Here is a 12,862-nt window from a genome sequence, read left to right on the forward strand (position 1 = left end):
CGGCGTTCTCGCCGTCCGCCGCCGGGCGTGCCCTTCGGCTCGCGGCGTTCTCGCCGTCCGCCGCCGGGCGTGCCCTTCGGCTCGCGGCGTTCTCGGGGACAATGGACGGATGTCCTCCACTCCTGCCATCGAAGCCGCCCTGCACAGCGCCCGGGCGTTGATCCTCGCCGACCTGACCGCGCGCGATGTCGCCGACCCGACCGTGGTGTCGCTGGTCGAGGATGCCGTGACGCATCGCCGCTGGTGGTTGGAGCAGTGGCCGGACGGGACGGAGTACGTGCTCGGGCTGATCGCCCAGGACGTGCAGGACGCGCTGCTGGAGGCGTACGGACGCTGGCCGCTGTGCGAGAAGTGCGCGGCCGACGATGATCCGCACGCGCTGAGTGTCGAGCCCGAGCTCGGGCCCGAGCCGCACTGGGTGTGCGGCAAGGAAGCCGTCATGGTCGCCCCTGTCGGGCAGCTCGGGTGATCCTGATCGACCTGCCGACCTGGCCGGGGCACGGCAAGCTCTGGTCGCACCTGGTGAGCGACGTCTCGTACGAGGAACTGCACGCCTTCGCGGTGCTGCTGGGCGCCCCCGAGCGCGCGTTTGAACGCGACCACTACGACATCCCCGCCAAGTGGTACGACGAGGCGCTGCGGCTCGGCGCGCAGCCCGTCGGCAGCAAGGAGCTGGTGGCCCGGCTGACGGCCGCTGGGCTGCGGCGGCGAAAGGTTATGCGAGCTGCTTGAGTTCGGCCGCCAGATTGGCGCGGGCCGCCGCGTCGAAGCGGGTGCGGGCGGTGGGGGTCCGGTAGAGGGCGGGCAGGTCGAGCAACTGCCGCAGTACGGCCGCCCGCCCCTCGCGGAAGGCGTCCTCCGGTACGAAGTCGTACTCGGCCCGGACGGCGGTGGCGTACGCCGCGTACGCCGCGGGTGAGCCACCCAGCACCGCGAGGTCGGCGTCGCAGAGCACCTCGCCGTTGCGGTCCCCGGGCTCCGGGTGGTGGCTGACGGTGAGCCGGACCAGCCGGGCCACCTCGTCGGTCAGCGGCCGGGTGACGCCGGCCTCGACGAGTGCCCGGACGGCGAGCTGGGCGCTGCGCTCCTCGTTCTCCGAGCGGTCCGGCCGGTAGACGGCGTCGTGGAACCAGGTGGCCAGCCGGACGGCGTCCGGGTCGTCGGCGTGCTCGGCGAGGGTGTCGATGTGGTCGAGCATCGCCAGCAGGTGGTCGGTGGTGTGGTACCTGCGCTGCGGCTCGGCCCAGCGCTTCAGCAGGTCGCGCCCGTAGGGCTCCGGGTCGGCGGTGGCGCCGCAGCGGTCCAGCAGGGCGGTCCAGCGGTCGAGGAGAGCGGCGGCGGTGGTAGCAGGCATGGGTTCATTCTGGTGCGTCGTAGGGGAGTCGTGTCGGGCCGGTCCGCCACCGAGGTTCCGCCGGTCGGTGGCCGAGAGTGGCCGAGAGTGGCAGGGGGGTCTCGCCCGGGTGGCCCGGATATGGCAGGCTACGCGATATGTCTAGACCAATTCTCGAAGTGATCGCGCTGACGGCGCAGGATGCCCAGGCCGCCGAGTCCGGTGGTGCCGACCGGCTCGAACTGGTCGCGGACATGGCCGCCGACGGACTCTCCCCCTCGGTGGAGGACTTCGCCAAGATCCGTGCCACCGTGGACCTCCCGCTCCGCGTGATGCTTCGGATCAGGGACGGTTTCACCCCGGGCGGCCTGGACGAACTCCGCGCCCGTGCAGCCGAGTTGCGGGCCGAGGGGGCCGAGGAGTTCGTCTTCGGGTTCCTGGACGCGGACGGCGCGGTCGACCTGGCCGCCACCGCTGCCGTCGCGGAGGCCGTGGCGGGCTGCCGCTGGACCTTCCACCGGGCCGTCGACCACAGCGCCGACCGGGCCGCCCTCCGGTCGGTGATCGGCCGACTGCCCGGCCTGGACACCTACTTGACCGCCGGTTCGCCGGCCGGAGTCGCGGCCGGCCGGGAGGTCCTGGCGGGCGAGCTGGCGAAGGCCGGCGAACCCGGCTACCAGCAGCGGATCCTGGTCGGCGGCGGCCTGTCGGCCGGGCACGTCCCGGGCCTGCGGGCCGTCGGCTTCGACGCCTTCCACATCGGCGGCGCGGTCCGGGTCGCAGGCTGGGAGTCCCCGGTGGACGCGGCGAAGGTCGCCCAGTGGCGCGGCCTGCTCGACGGTTAGGGCGAACCAGTGGGGTGCGGGGCTCGATCGGGCAGGCCCCGCACCCACGTCGTCAGCCCCGGAGGGCTTCCGGCAGCGGCTCGGAGTGGAGCAGGTGCAGCCCCGAGACCGCCCGGGTCAGCGAGACGTACAGGCGGCGCAGGCCGGTGCGTTCGTCCGGCTCGCCCGCGACCACGGCGGCCGGTTCGTCGAGGACCACGTAGTCGTACTCCAGGCCCTTGGCGAGCGAGGCCGGGACGAGGGTGAGGCGGGCCTCGGCGCTGGTCTCGGTGCCCGGGGCGAGGAAGGGCAGGCCAGCTTCGGTGAGGGCCTCGGCGAACAGGGGGATGCGGGCGTCGGCGGCGATCAGGCCGGTGGAGCCCTCGTAGGTGAGCGCCTTGCGGCAGGCCTCGACCAGCGACTCGACCAGGTCGTCCGGGGAAGGGACGTGACTGATCGTCAGTGAGCCGGGCAGGTCGCGGATCGAGGTCGCCGGGGCCAGGCCCGGGGCGATCGCGGGCAGCAGCCGGGAGGCGTACGCGATGACCTCCTCGGGCACCCGGAAGCCCTTGGTGAGCTCCTCGATGTGGGCGCCCGGCTTGCCGAGGTGGAGCAGGGCGTCCTGCCAACTCGCCGTCGCCCACGGGGTGGTGCCCTGGGCGAGGTCGCCGAGGACGGTCGCCGAGCCGGTGGTGCAGCGCCGGCCGACCGCGCGGTACTGCATGGGGGAGAGGTCCTGGGCCTCGTCCAGGACGACATGGCCGAGTGAGGAGGTGCGCTGCACCAGGTCGGTCGCCTCGTCGACGAGGACGGCGTCGGCGGCCGTCCAGGGGGCGGTTCTGACCGAACGTCCCGGCTTCGCCCAGCAGATCACCGCCTGCTCCTCGGAACTCAGCACGCCGTCGGCGCACTCGGCGAGGAAGTCCGCGTCGGTGAGCAGCCGGTGCACCAGCTTCGCCGGGTCGACGGGTGGCCAGCACTCCTTCACGGTGGCCTTGACCTGCGGGTTCCGGGCCACCGCGTCCTGTACGCGGTCGTCCGGGGCCTCGCCGCCCTGCTCCATCTTCAGCAGCACGGAGTGTGCGATCCGCTGCGGCAGGGCCTCCCGGGCGGCGCCGTAGCGGATGTCACGGCCCTTCAGCTCCTCGATGATCTCGACCAGTTCGTGCGCCGGTACGCGCCAGCGGCGGGAGCCGCGCACCACCACGCAGGGCTCCGTCGGCAGGGTGATCCCCGAGCGGACGGCGCGGCTCAGCACCTCGGCCATCCGGGCGTCACCCTTGATCCTGGCCGCCTCCGACGGGTCCTCGGAGCGGACCTCGACGTGCGCCACCAGCTGCTGGACTGTGGCCTGCGCCACGTCCAGCTCGCCGAGCGCCGGGAGCACCTGCTCGATGTAGCTGAGGAACGAGGAGTTCGGGCCGATCACCAGCGTCCCGGTGCGGGCCAGCCGCTCGCGGTGCGCGTACAGCAGGTAGGCGACCCGGTGCAGGCCGACAGCGGTCTTCCCGGTGCCGGGGGCGCCCTGGACACAGACCGTGCCACCGATCTCGGCGCGGACGATCTCGTCCTGCTCGGGTTGGATGGTGGCCACGATGTCGCGCATCGGGCCGACGCGGGGCTTCTCGATCTCGGCCGCGAGCAGGGCGGAGGCGGAGTCGGTCTCGGCGGGGTCGGTGAGGTGCTCGTCCTCGTAGGCGGTCAGCTCGCCGCCGGTGTAGCCGAAGCGGCGGCGGCGTTCGACGTCCAGCGGGTCGGTACGGGTGGCCCGGTAGAACGGCTGGGAGACCGGCGCGCGCCAGTCGATCACCATCGGGTCGCCGGCCGCGTCGTGGACGTGCCGGCGGCCGATGTAGAACTGCTCTCCGCTGCCTCCCTCGGCCAGGTCCTCGCTGATCGCGTGCAGGTAGTCGAGGCGGCCGAAGAAGAGCGGGGTGTGCGCGAGGTCGGCCAGCGCGGCGATCCGGTCCGTGACCTGGCGCTGCAGGACGGCGGCGGAGACCCAGGTGCCGGTGACGTCGCGCAGGTCGAGCGACTCGACGTCCTCGCGCATGGCGGTGAGCGCGGCCCGGGAGGAGGCCAGATGGTCGCGCTCGCGCTGCAGGGGGTCGGTGGTGGGGGCGTGCACAGCGAACCTTCCCGGCTGCGCCCTTGCCGGGGCAGCGGTCTCGTCGTAGCTCACAGTGAAGGACCCTGACCGGTTACCGACCGGTCAGGACCTCCCCCGGCTGCCAAGGACGGCACCGCGGTTCGGGAGGGGGCAGACGAAAGATCCTAGACCCGTCCGGCGCGGGGAGCGAATCGTTTTTCCCTGCCGGTTCCCAGGGGACGCCCCGAAAGGAGTCAGGGCTTCCGTACGCCGCAAGGACGACTTCCGGCCCGACAGGTTCGGCCCTTTGGGTTGATGCGTTCCGGGTGGCCGAAAACCTACTGTTGAGGCATGAGCACCGTACACATGACGGCGCCCCCGGCAGCGGCCACGACCCCCCGGGTGCGCGCACCGAAGACCACCTCTCGTACGGCCGGTGGCAGCACCGCCGTCCCCATCCCCGACTCCCGTCGACGAGGTCCGCTCGCCCGGGCGGTCCGCAACACGGGGATCTTCCTCGATACGGCGGCCCGCGTCGTCTTCCTCGGCCGGGACGGCGTCAAACTCTGACCCGCCCACGCCCCACTCTTGATCCAAAAGGGTGGTTTGACCGCTGAGCGGGTAACCCCGAGCCGAAAACCGCGATTCATACAGTCGGCTTGGGGGAACACCCGGGGCGCACCACGGTGCTCCGGGTCATCGCCGGACGGCGCTCCCCGCACCGCAGGAGTGCCCGAGTGAGTGCCCACGTCCAGCAGCCCGCCCCCACGTGGGACTGCCCCTTCGATCACACTCAGGCGCTGGAGCCCGATCCGCTGTTAGGACGGCTGCGCGCCGAGGCACCGGTCGCCCGGATCCGGATGCCCTACGGCGACGGTGAAGCCTGGCTGGTCACCCGGTACGAGGACGTCCGCACGGTCACCACCGACCGCAGGTTCAGCCGGGCGGCGGGCATCGGCCGGGACCTCCCCCGGATGACTCCCGACGCGATCGCCCAGCCCGAAGCGATCAACCTGATGGACCCGCCCGCCTACAGCAGACTGCGCAGCCTGGTCGCCAAGGGCTTCACCAACCGCCAGGTAGAGCAGCTGCGCCCCAAGACCCAGCACACCGTGGACACCCTGCTCGACGAGATGGCCGAGCACGGCTCGCCCGCCGACCTGGTGCACCACCTGTCCGCCCGCCTCCCACTCACGATGATCTGCGAGATGCTGGCCCTCCCCGAGGCCGACCGGCCCCGGCTGCGCCGCTGGGCGATGGCCCAGATGGCCACCGGACCGGCCGACCGCGCCGAATCCGCCCGCGCGAAGACCGAACTCCGCGCCTACTTCACCGAGCTGACCGCCGAGCGCCGCCGACGCCCGGGCGACGACCTGATCAGCTCGCTCGCCACCGCCCGCGACGGTGACGAGCTGCTCGACGACCAGGAGCTGGCCGTGCTGGCCATGGTGCTGCTGGTCACCGGCCACGACACCAGCACCTACCAGCTCAGCAACATCACCTACACCCTGCTGACCCATCCCCCGCAGCTCGCCGCACTGCGTGCGGCGCCCGAGCTGCTCCCGGCGGCCCTGGAGGAGCTGCTGCGGTTCATCCCCTTCCGCCAGGGCGTCGGGATCGCCCGGGTGGCGACCGAGGACGTCGAGCTGGGCGGCGTCACCATCCGGGCGGGCGAGCCCGTCCACGTCTCGTACCTGGCGGCCAACCGGGACGCCGAGGTCTTCGAGAACCCGGACGAACTCGACTTCGCCCGTCCGTCCGCGACGCACATGACCTTCGGCTACGGCACCCACCACTGCATCGGCGCCCACCTGGCCCGGATGGAGCTGCAGGTCGCCGTCGGCACCCTGCTGCTCGCTTCCCCGAACTGCGCCTCGCCGTCCCCGAGAGCGAACTCGACTGGCACACCGGCTCGATCTGGCGCTACCCGCAGGCGCTCCCGGTGGCCTGGTGAGCGCCGTGCCGCCCCGGCGGGCGGGCGGCGAGCGCACGGCGACCCTGTGCCGGCCGGCCGTCGCCGTCCCCGAGCACGTCATCACCCTGGACCAGACCCTGGAGCTGGCCCGTACCCTGCACGCCGACCATCCCCAACTCCCGCTGGCCCTGCGGCTGATCGAGAACACCGGGGTCCGGACCAGGCACCTCGTCCAGCCGGTCGAGGAGACCCTGCGACATCCGGGCTTCACCGCCCGGAACGCCGTCTACGCCCGTGAGGCCCGCCAGCGCGTGCCGGGGGTGGTCCGGCAGGCCCTGGCCCACGCCGCGTTGCGCCCGGCCGACATCGACCTGATCGTCTACGTCTCCTGTACGGGCTTCATGATGCCGTCGCTGACCGCCTGGCTGATCAACACCATGGGCTTCCGCAGCGACACCCGGCAGACCCCGATCGCCCAACTGGGCTGCGCGGCCGGTGGCGCGGCGATCAACCGGGCGCACGACTTCTGCCTCGCCTACCCCGGGGCCAACGTACTCGTCGTGGCCTGCGAGTTCTGCTCGCTGTGCTACCAGCCCACCGACCTGGCGATCGGCTCGCTGCTCTCCAACGGCCTGTTCGGCGACGCCGTCGCGGCGGCGGTGGTCCGGGGCACGGGCGGCCACGGCGTACGGCTGGAACGCAACGGTTCGCACCTGGTCCCCGGCACCGAGGACTGGATCTCGTACGGCGTCCGCGACACCGGCTTCCACTTCCAGCTCGACAAGCGGGTGCCGACGACGATGGGGATGCTGGCCCCGGCGCTGCGGGTGCTCGCCGAGCAGCACGCCTGGGACGTCTCGGGGCTGGACTTCTACATCGTCCACGCGGGCGGACCGCGCATCCTGGACGACCTCTGCGAACACCTGGCGCTGCCGCCCGAGGTCTTCCGGTTCAGCCGGGCCACCCTCACCGAGCGCGGGAACATCGCCAGCGCGGTGGTCTTCGACGCTCTTGACCGACTCTTCGCCGAGGGCGGGCTGCCCGAATCCGCCCAGGGCCTGATCGCCGGGTTCGGTCCGGGCATCACCGCGGAGATCTCGCTCGGCCGCTGGAGCGTGAGGTCGGCCGGGCTCAGGGGGATTGTTCCGCAGGCTGCGGTGGCCTTGCTCTGAAGAGGGGCGCGGGGGGACTTCGCGTAGCGGGAGGCTGCGGCTCGGTGCCTTCCGGTTTCGCGCAGGCAGTTCATCAAGCAGAGCCCCCGCGCCCCAGTGCCTGATTACAGGATGTCGTCCGCGTCGATGATCCGGTACGCGTACCCCTGCTCGGCCAGGAAGCGCTGGCGGTGGGCGGCGAAGTCCTGGTCGACGGTGTCGCGGGCGACCACCGAGTAGAAGTGCGCCGAGTGCCCGTCCGCCTTGGGACGCAGGACGCGCCCGAGGCGCTGGGCCTCCTCCTGACGGGAGCCGAACGTCCCGGAGACCTGGATGGCGACGGTCGCCTCCGGCAGGTCGATCGAGAAGTTGGCGACCTTGGAGACCACCAGCACGCTGATCTCCTTCGTCCGGAACGCCTGGAAGAGCTTCTCGCGCTGCGCGTTGCTGGTCTCGCCCTTGATCACCGGAGCGTTCAGCACCTCGCCCAGCTCGTCCAGCTGGTCGATGTACTGCCCGATGATCAGGGTCTGGTCCTTCTCGTGCTTCTTGACCAGCGCCTCCACCACCCGCCGCTTGGTCGCCGTGGTCGCGCAGTAGCGGTAGCGCTCCTCCGGCTCGGCGGTCGCGTACGAGAGCCGCTCGGAGTCGGTGAGGGTGACACGGACCTCGCAGCAGTCGGCGGGCGCGATGTAGCCCTGCGCCTCGATCTCCTTCCACGGGGCGTCGAAGCGCTTGGGGCCGATCAGGGAGAAGACGTCGCCCTCGCGGCCGTCCTCGCGGACCAGGGTGGCCGTCAGGCCGAGCCGACGGCGGGCCTGCAGATCGGCGGTGAACTTGAAGACCGGCGCGGGCAGCAGGTGCACCTCGTCGTAGACCACCAGGCCCCAGTTGCGGGCGTCGAAGAGCTCGAGGTGCGCGTAGGCGCCCTTCCGCTTGGTCGTCATCACCTGGTAGGTGGCGATGGTGACCGGGCGGATTTCCTTGCGCGTCCCGCTGTACTCGCCGATCTCCTCCTCGGTGAGCGAGGTGCGCTTGACCAGTTCGTGCTTCCACTGCCGGGCCGACACGGTGTTGGTGACCAGGATCAGCGTGGTCGACTTGGCCTCCGCCATCGCCGCCGCGCCGACCAGCGTCTTGCCGGCGCCGCAGGGCAGCACGACCACACCGCTGCCGCCGTGCCAGAAGCCCTCGACGGCCTGCTGCTGGTACGGGCGCAGCGTCCAGCCGTCCTGGTCCAGCTCGATCGGGTGCGCCTCGCCGTCCACGTACCCGGCGTGGTCCTCGGCGGGCCAGCCGAGCTTGAGGAGGGTCTGCTTGATCTGCCCGCGCTCGGAGGGGTGCACGATCACGGTGTCCGGGTCGACCCGGGTGCCGACCAGCGGGGCGATCTTCTTGGACCGCAGCACCTCCTCCAGCACCGGCCGGTCGGTGGTGGTCAGCACCAGGCCGTGCACCGGGTGCTTGCTGAGCTGCAGCCGCCCGTACCGGGCCATGGTGTCGGCGATGTCCACCAGCAGCGCGTGCGGCACCGGGTAGCGCGAGTACTTCACCAGGGCGTCGACGACCTGCTCGGCGTCGTGCCCGGCGGCGCGGGCGTTCCAGAGGCCGAGCGGCGTCACCCGGTAGGTGTGCACGTGCTCGGGGGCGCGCTCCAGCTCCGCGAACGGCGCGATCACGCGGCGGCAGTCGGCGGCCGTGGGGTGGTCGATCTCCAGGAGGAGCGTCTTGTCGCTCTGTACGATCAGCGGTCCGTCGGTCACGGTGCGAGTCCTCCATCAGGTCGGCGCAGACCCTCCAGTGTCCCGCACCCTCACGGTTGCCCGGGCAATCTGAGGCGAGCCGGTCATCGGCGTGCGCCGGTGGCGCATGATTTGCACCCTTTACAGCCAATTGTCCATGGCGGAATGCGCCTCCTCGACGCGGGCAGATCGAAGGTCCCAGGATCATCGGCACCAGAGCGATGACGGATCCAGCAGCCGGGCCCCCCTGCTCCCGCCGAGGCCAGGGGGTGGTCCGGCCGCGCTCATTTCCGGTAAGCGCCGGTGGGTCGCCTCACAACTCTGTCTTCCTGCGCTGCGGATGCGCCTGCTCGTTGTGCTCCCGAAGACGTACCTCGCACGCGTTGACGGTCGGCCAGTCGCGGCGGGCCCGAGCCCGCTGCCGCTCCGCCGCCAGGTCCACACAGTCCGTGCAGCGCAGACGAGAACTCTTCCTCTCCGACCGCCGCCACGGCGAGCGATGGACCATCGCCGGGGCGTCAGAGGGGCGACCCCCGGGAGTAGGAACGGGATTCAACCGCCCGCTCTGCTGGCGGGTCCGGCGCGGAACGCCCCACTCGGTCAACCGGGCCGACACCGTGTACGCGGAGACACCCACCGCCTCGGCGATCGTCTCCAGCGACTTGCCGGCCTCGTAGAGCCGTACGACTGTCTCCCGATCGATCTCGATCCGCGACACCGAAACTCCTTTCCTCCTGCACTGGAAGCCAGCACGTCACGCCTGCACCGGGCTCGCGGCGCCGCTGCCCGGCCACGGGCAGCCGAAGATCGACTCGAACAGCTCTTCCTCCGACGCCAGCAGCACGGCCGTACAACTCCCGCTCTGCCCGCAGCAGTTCTTCCGCCCGCGCGGCCAGGTCCACCAGCGCCCTGCGCTGATAGCCCGGTTCCGGATACACGGCGGTGGCCCAGGCGTGGTCCCTGCGACGGTTCGGCCACACCGCCCGCGCCAGCCGTGAGAACTGGCCTCGAAGGCACCACCACATCTCGGCAGCCGCCCGCCAGCGCCGCACCCGACTCATCAAGGCCCCACCGCTGGGCCGGAGATGACGTTCCCGGGCTTGTCCAGCCAGGCGTACTGCGTGCCCGCCGTGGTCACGGTCAGGCCGAAGCGGGTGAGACCGGGCTTGTCGTTGCGCACCCACCAGGCGTGAACCGCGCTGATCTCCGCCCACAGGTCCCGGGGGCCGGACTGCGAGACCGCGTGAGCCCCCTCCCAGTCGGCATAGCGGCAGTGCGCGTACGAGGTGCCGTCCCAGACCTCCGAGCGGCCGGTCCCGAACCGGTCGTAGTCCGCCCAGACGCTCTGCCGGAACAGCCCGGGCAGCCGCAGCCCGATGGCGAAGGCAGCCTCTGTGGCCTCGTCCACCTCGGACGGGTCGATCGGCGAGGGGCCGTAACGCACGTCCTCGATCTCGAACGGCCCCGACTCGGGACGCTGGTCCCGCACCCACATGAACGCGACGTCGGCGACGAACGGGCCCGACGCCGACAGGCCGTCCTCGGCGACCGTCAGCTTCAGGAGCGCGCCGTTGCAGAACGCCGTACCGAACGGGGTCAGGATCACACCGCCCGGACGGGTCTGCTTGAGCCACTCCAGCGGAACCCGCCGGACAGCGGCCGTCGCATGGATCCGGTCGTACGGCCCCTTCTCCCGGTAGCCGGCCATACCATCACCGGCGATCACTGTCGGATTCAGCCCAGCACCGCCCAGCCGGTTGCGAGCGGTGTCCGCGAGGTTCGTGTCCAGCTCCACGCTCGTGACGTGTGCGCCGCCGAGCCGACGTGCGAGCAGTCCGGCGGTCCACCCAGTCCCCGTGCCTACTTCCAGCACGTTCATGCCGTCGGCCACGTCCAGGTGGTGGAGCATCGTGGCGACCACAGTCGGCATCGAGCTGGACGAGGAGGGCGTCCGATCGTCGTCGTAGAACTGTGTGTCCAACGGCAGGTCGGAGCAGACCAGGTCATTCCAGCGCGCACTGTCCTTCCGCCGGTCGATCCACTCGCCGTCGGAGTGGATGCGGTCGGGGGTGAACGCGGTACGCGGGACCGTCAGGAATGCCTTCTCCCACTCGCCGGTCAGCGCCCCGGATTCCCGCAGCGCAGCCGTCAGGCTGTCCCAGGTCATCACTTGCCCCCAGGCTTCGGCAGGTTGGTCGGAGGCGCGTTGCGCTGACCGTCGTGCGGGGCCGTGTCCGGCTTCCCCGAGTGGCCTCCGCCCTTGCCGCTCCCCTTGCCGTCGTTGCCAGAGCCGCCGCCGTGCTTTCCCATCGTCGTCCTCCTGTGGGGGTCGTTGAGCTTGGGGTGATCAGGCCGAGTGCGCGAGCCGTTCCGTCTGTACCTGTGCGGCGTTCACGAGCACCGCCAGGCGGCTGTCACCGGTCACCAACTGGTCGGCCGCAACCTCGAACCAGACGACCTTGCCGGCCCCTGCCGGCTGCCATCCCCATGAGTGCGCGAGCCCTGCCACCAGCAGCAGGCCCCGGCCGCCAGTAGCCGAGTCCTGTGCCGCATTCGGGTCGGGAAGCTGCAGGCTGCTGTCAGCAACCTCCACCCGCAGCCGCACGCCCGTCCACCGGATGGTGACCCTGCACCGGGCGTTGGTGTGCTCCATGGCGTTGGCGATCACCTCGCTCGCGCACAGCTCCACATCCCGCAGGGCGTCGTCCGAGAACGGCACGTTCCAGAACCGGACGATCTCCGCGATCAGGCGACGAGCCGGGGGAACAGCAGCCGGATCAGGCTTAACGCCCCACTCGTACGGCACCGGGAACGACGCCGTGTCCGATGGGCTCATCCGTTCGCCGCGCTCTCCGGCCGGGGCGTGCAGAGCAGTGCACAGTGACCCCGAAGGCCAGTGGTCACAGGGCCACAGCGCGGGCAGATCGGCCGCGACGACGACCCTACGAGCATTCCGAACATGGCTAGATCCCCTCATGGGCAGACAAGGAGCGTGATCAAGTTGGAGCACCGTCCTCGCCGCCAGCCTCTTGAAGGTGAGGCGAGTCCGTCTGCTGACAGACAGTCAACGCTTCGTCACATCTGTGGGACCATTCCTCATGCAGCCTCCGCATTCAGATATGTGTCGCGCGCATACGGATGTGCAGTTCGGCCAGGCGAAACTCGTAACGTGGGGTGGCTGTTGAACTGGAACTCGGCAGCGATTCGGGACGCTTCCCGAGCGCGGAACTACGGCAGGGTCATCGAGCTGGCAAGGACGCACCTACGAGTCACACAACTCCAGTTGGGCGAGGCATGTGGGCTGTCGCAGTCGGCGATCTCTCGGCTGGAGAAGCGAGGCGTCAACCCCTACGCCATGGATTTGCTGGGACGTCTAGCGGCACATCTGGGCATCCCCGCAGGCCTGTTGGGTCTCGCGGAGAACGGAACGCAGGTACGGAACGGGACCGAGCACGTGGACCGACGGCAATTCATCGGAGGGGTCGCAGCCGCTGCGGCGACTCCGGTTCTCGCGGCCGTGCCGGAGCTACCCGATGAATCCGTGCAACAAGCCGCAGCGCTTCGGCTGGGCACCACTGCGTTTCGTCGGTTGGATGGATCGACGCCGTCCCGGGAGCTAGCCGATGTGGTGCACTCCCACATGCGTCTAATCCAGGGGTTGGCTGGATCAGCACCAACCGATAGTCACCGCAGCAAGCTTGCCGCTGTCGCCAGTGTGAAGTTCCCCCCTGATCCTGGACAGCGGTTGCTTACGCTGCGGGGGTGAAGTCGTGCTGCAGCCTGGCTCGGGTTTCGAGCGGGGTGAGGT

The 12,862-nt window shown here is 70.8% G+C and carries 13 protein-coding genes and 1 pseudogene; 7 read left to right on the forward strand and 7 right to left on the reverse strand.

Annotation, left to right across the window (positions count from 1 at the left end; translation table 11 throughout):
• Nucleotides 1-109: 109 nt before the first annotated feature.
• Together P3T29_RS31680 and P3T29_RS31685 are read left to right on the forward strand one after the other, a co-directional pair.
• Entirely contained in the window at nt 110-469 is a 360-nt protein-coding gene (locus P3T29_RS31680; protein ID WP_280720134.1) for a hypothetical protein, read from the forward strand.
• The gene (locus P3T29_RS31685; RefSeq protein ID WP_280720135.1) at nt 466-732 is read left to right on the forward strand and encodes a DUF4031 domain-containing protein; all 267 of its coding nucleotides are present in this window, start codon (nt 466-468) and stop codon (nt 730-732) included. Before P3T29_RS31680 ends, P3T29_RS31685 begins: the two co-directional genes overlap by 4 nt.
• Here P3T29_RS31685 and P3T29_RS31690 read toward each other — a convergent pair.
• Nucleotides 716-1,354, reverse strand: a complete 639-nt coding sequence (locus P3T29_RS31690) for a hypothetical protein (protein ID WP_280720136.1) — start codon at nt 1,352-1,354, stop codon at nt 716-718. The genes P3T29_RS31685 and P3T29_RS31690 overlap by 17 nt on opposite strands.
• A 137-nt stretch (nt 1,355-1,491) precedes the next feature.
• Between P3T29_RS31690 and P3T29_RS31695 the strand changes: the two genes are divergently transcribed.
• Nucleotides 1,492-2,178, forward strand: a complete 687-nt coding sequence (locus P3T29_RS31695) for a copper homeostasis protein CutC (RefSeq protein ID WP_280720137.1) — start codon at nt 1,492-1,494, stop codon at nt 2,176-2,178.
• A gap of 52 nt (nt 2,179-2,230) precedes the next feature.
• On the opposite strand, the gene P3T29_RS31700 is transcribed toward P3T29_RS31695, so the two are convergent.
• Nucleotides 2,231-4,285, reverse strand: a complete 2,055-nt coding sequence (locus tag P3T29_RS31700) for an AAA family ATPase (RefSeq protein WP_280720138.1) — start codon at nt 4,283-4,285, stop codon at nt 2,231-2,233.
• A gap of 312 nt (nt 4,286-4,597) precedes the next feature.
• Between P3T29_RS31700 and P3T29_RS31705 the strand changes: the two genes are divergently transcribed.
• From P3T29_RS31705 to P3T29_RS31715, 3 genes and pseudogenes are all read left to right on the forward strand, one after another.
• Complete coding sequence (locus P3T29_RS31705) at nt 4,598-4,816, forward strand: hypothetical protein (protein WP_280720139.1); 219 nt, start codon at nt 4,598-4,600, stop codon at nt 4,814-4,816.
• Between the two features lie 167 nt (nt 4,817-4,983).
• A pseudogene (locus P3T29_RS31710) lies at nt 4,984-6,200 on the forward strand (cytochrome P450).
• Nucleotides 6,201-6,205: 5 nt separating this feature from the next.
• Nucleotides 6,206-7,333, forward strand: a complete 1,128-nt coding sequence (locus P3T29_RS31715) for a type III polyketide synthase (RefSeq protein ID WP_280720146.1) — start codon at nt 6,206-6,208, stop codon at nt 7,331-7,333.
• A gap of 104 nt (nt 7,334-7,437) precedes the next feature.
• On the opposite strand, the gene P3T29_RS31720 is transcribed toward P3T29_RS31715, so the two are convergent.
• The 5 genes from P3T29_RS31720 to P3T29_RS31740 form a co-directional block, all read right to left on the reverse strand.
• On the reverse strand, nt 7,438-9,075 hold the full coding sequence (locus tag P3T29_RS31720) for a DNA repair helicase XPB (RefSeq protein WP_280720140.1): 1,638 nt from the start codon (nt 9,073-9,075) through the stop codon (nt 7,438-7,440).
• 292 nt (nt 9,076-9,367) lie between these two features.
• Nucleotides 9,368-9,772, reverse strand: coding sequence for a hypothetical protein (locus P3T29_RS31725; protein ID WP_280720141.1), 405 nt, complete (start codon nt 9,770-9,772; stop codon nt 9,368-9,370).
• Between the two features lie 342 nt (nt 9,773-10,114).
• Nucleotides 10,115-11,221: a methyltransferase domain-containing protein gene (locus P3T29_RS31730; protein WP_280720142.1), complete on the reverse strand. Its 1,107-nt coding sequence runs from the start codon at nt 11,219-11,221 to the stop codon at nt 10,115-10,117.
• The gene (locus tag P3T29_RS31735) at nt 11,221-11,364 is read right to left on the reverse strand and encodes a hypothetical protein (protein WP_280720143.1); all 144 of its coding nucleotides are present in this window, start codon (nt 11,362-11,364) and stop codon (nt 11,221-11,223) included. Before P3T29_RS31735 ends, P3T29_RS31730 begins: the two co-directional genes overlap by 1 nt.
• A gap of 37 nt (nt 11,365-11,401) precedes the next feature.
• Nucleotides 11,402-11,860 (reverse strand): ATP-binding protein, encoded by a 459-nt coding sequence (locus P3T29_RS31740; protein WP_280720144.1) that lies wholly within the window; start codon nt 11,858-11,860, stop codon nt 11,402-11,404.
• A gap of 153 nt (nt 11,861-12,013) precedes the next feature.
• Here P3T29_RS31740 and P3T29_RS31745 point away from each other — a divergent pair, with 153 nt between their 5' ends.
• Complete coding sequence (locus tag P3T29_RS31745) at nt 12,014-12,820, forward strand: helix-turn-helix transcriptional regulator (RefSeq protein ID WP_280720145.1); 807 nt, start codon at nt 12,014-12,016, stop codon at nt 12,818-12,820.
• The last annotated feature ends 42 nt before the right edge of the window (nt 12,821-12,862 follow it).

Source organism: Kitasatospora sp. MAP5-34 (genome assembly GCF_029894335.1).
Classification (GTDB): domain Bacteria; phylum Actinomycetota; class Actinomycetes; order Streptomycetales; family Streptomycetaceae; genus Kitasatospora.

Excerpts from the sequence above, each read along its gene's own strand:
- P3T29_RS31690 (WP_280720136.1), bottom strand. The coding sequence starts at position 1,354 with ATGCCTGCTACCACCGCCGCCGCTCTCCTCGACCGCTGGACCGCCCTG.
- P3T29_RS31745 (WP_280720145.1), top strand. The coding sequence starts at position 12,014 with ATGGCTAGATCCCCTCATGGGCAGACAAGGAGCGTGATCAAGTTGGAG.
- P3T29_RS31705 (WP_280720139.1), top strand. The coding sequence starts at position 4,598 with ATGAGCACCGTACACATGACGGCGCCCCCGGCAGCGGCCACGACCCCC.
- P3T29_RS31730 (WP_280720142.1), bottom strand. The coding sequence starts at position 11,221 with ATGACCTGGGACAGCCTGACGGCTGCGCTGCGGGAATCCGGGGCGCTG.
- P3T29_RS31695 (WP_280720137.1), top strand. The coding sequence starts at position 1,492 with ATGTCTAGACCAATTCTCGAAGTGATCGCGCTGACGGCGCAGGATGCC.
- P3T29_RS31735 (WP_280720143.1), bottom strand. The coding sequence starts at position 11,364 with ATGGGAAAGCACGGCGGCGGCTCTGGCAACGACGGCAAGGGGAGCGGC.
- P3T29_RS31680 (WP_280720134.1), top strand. The coding sequence starts at position 110 with ATGTCCTCCACTCCTGCCATCGAAGCCGCCCTGCACAGCGCCCGGGCG.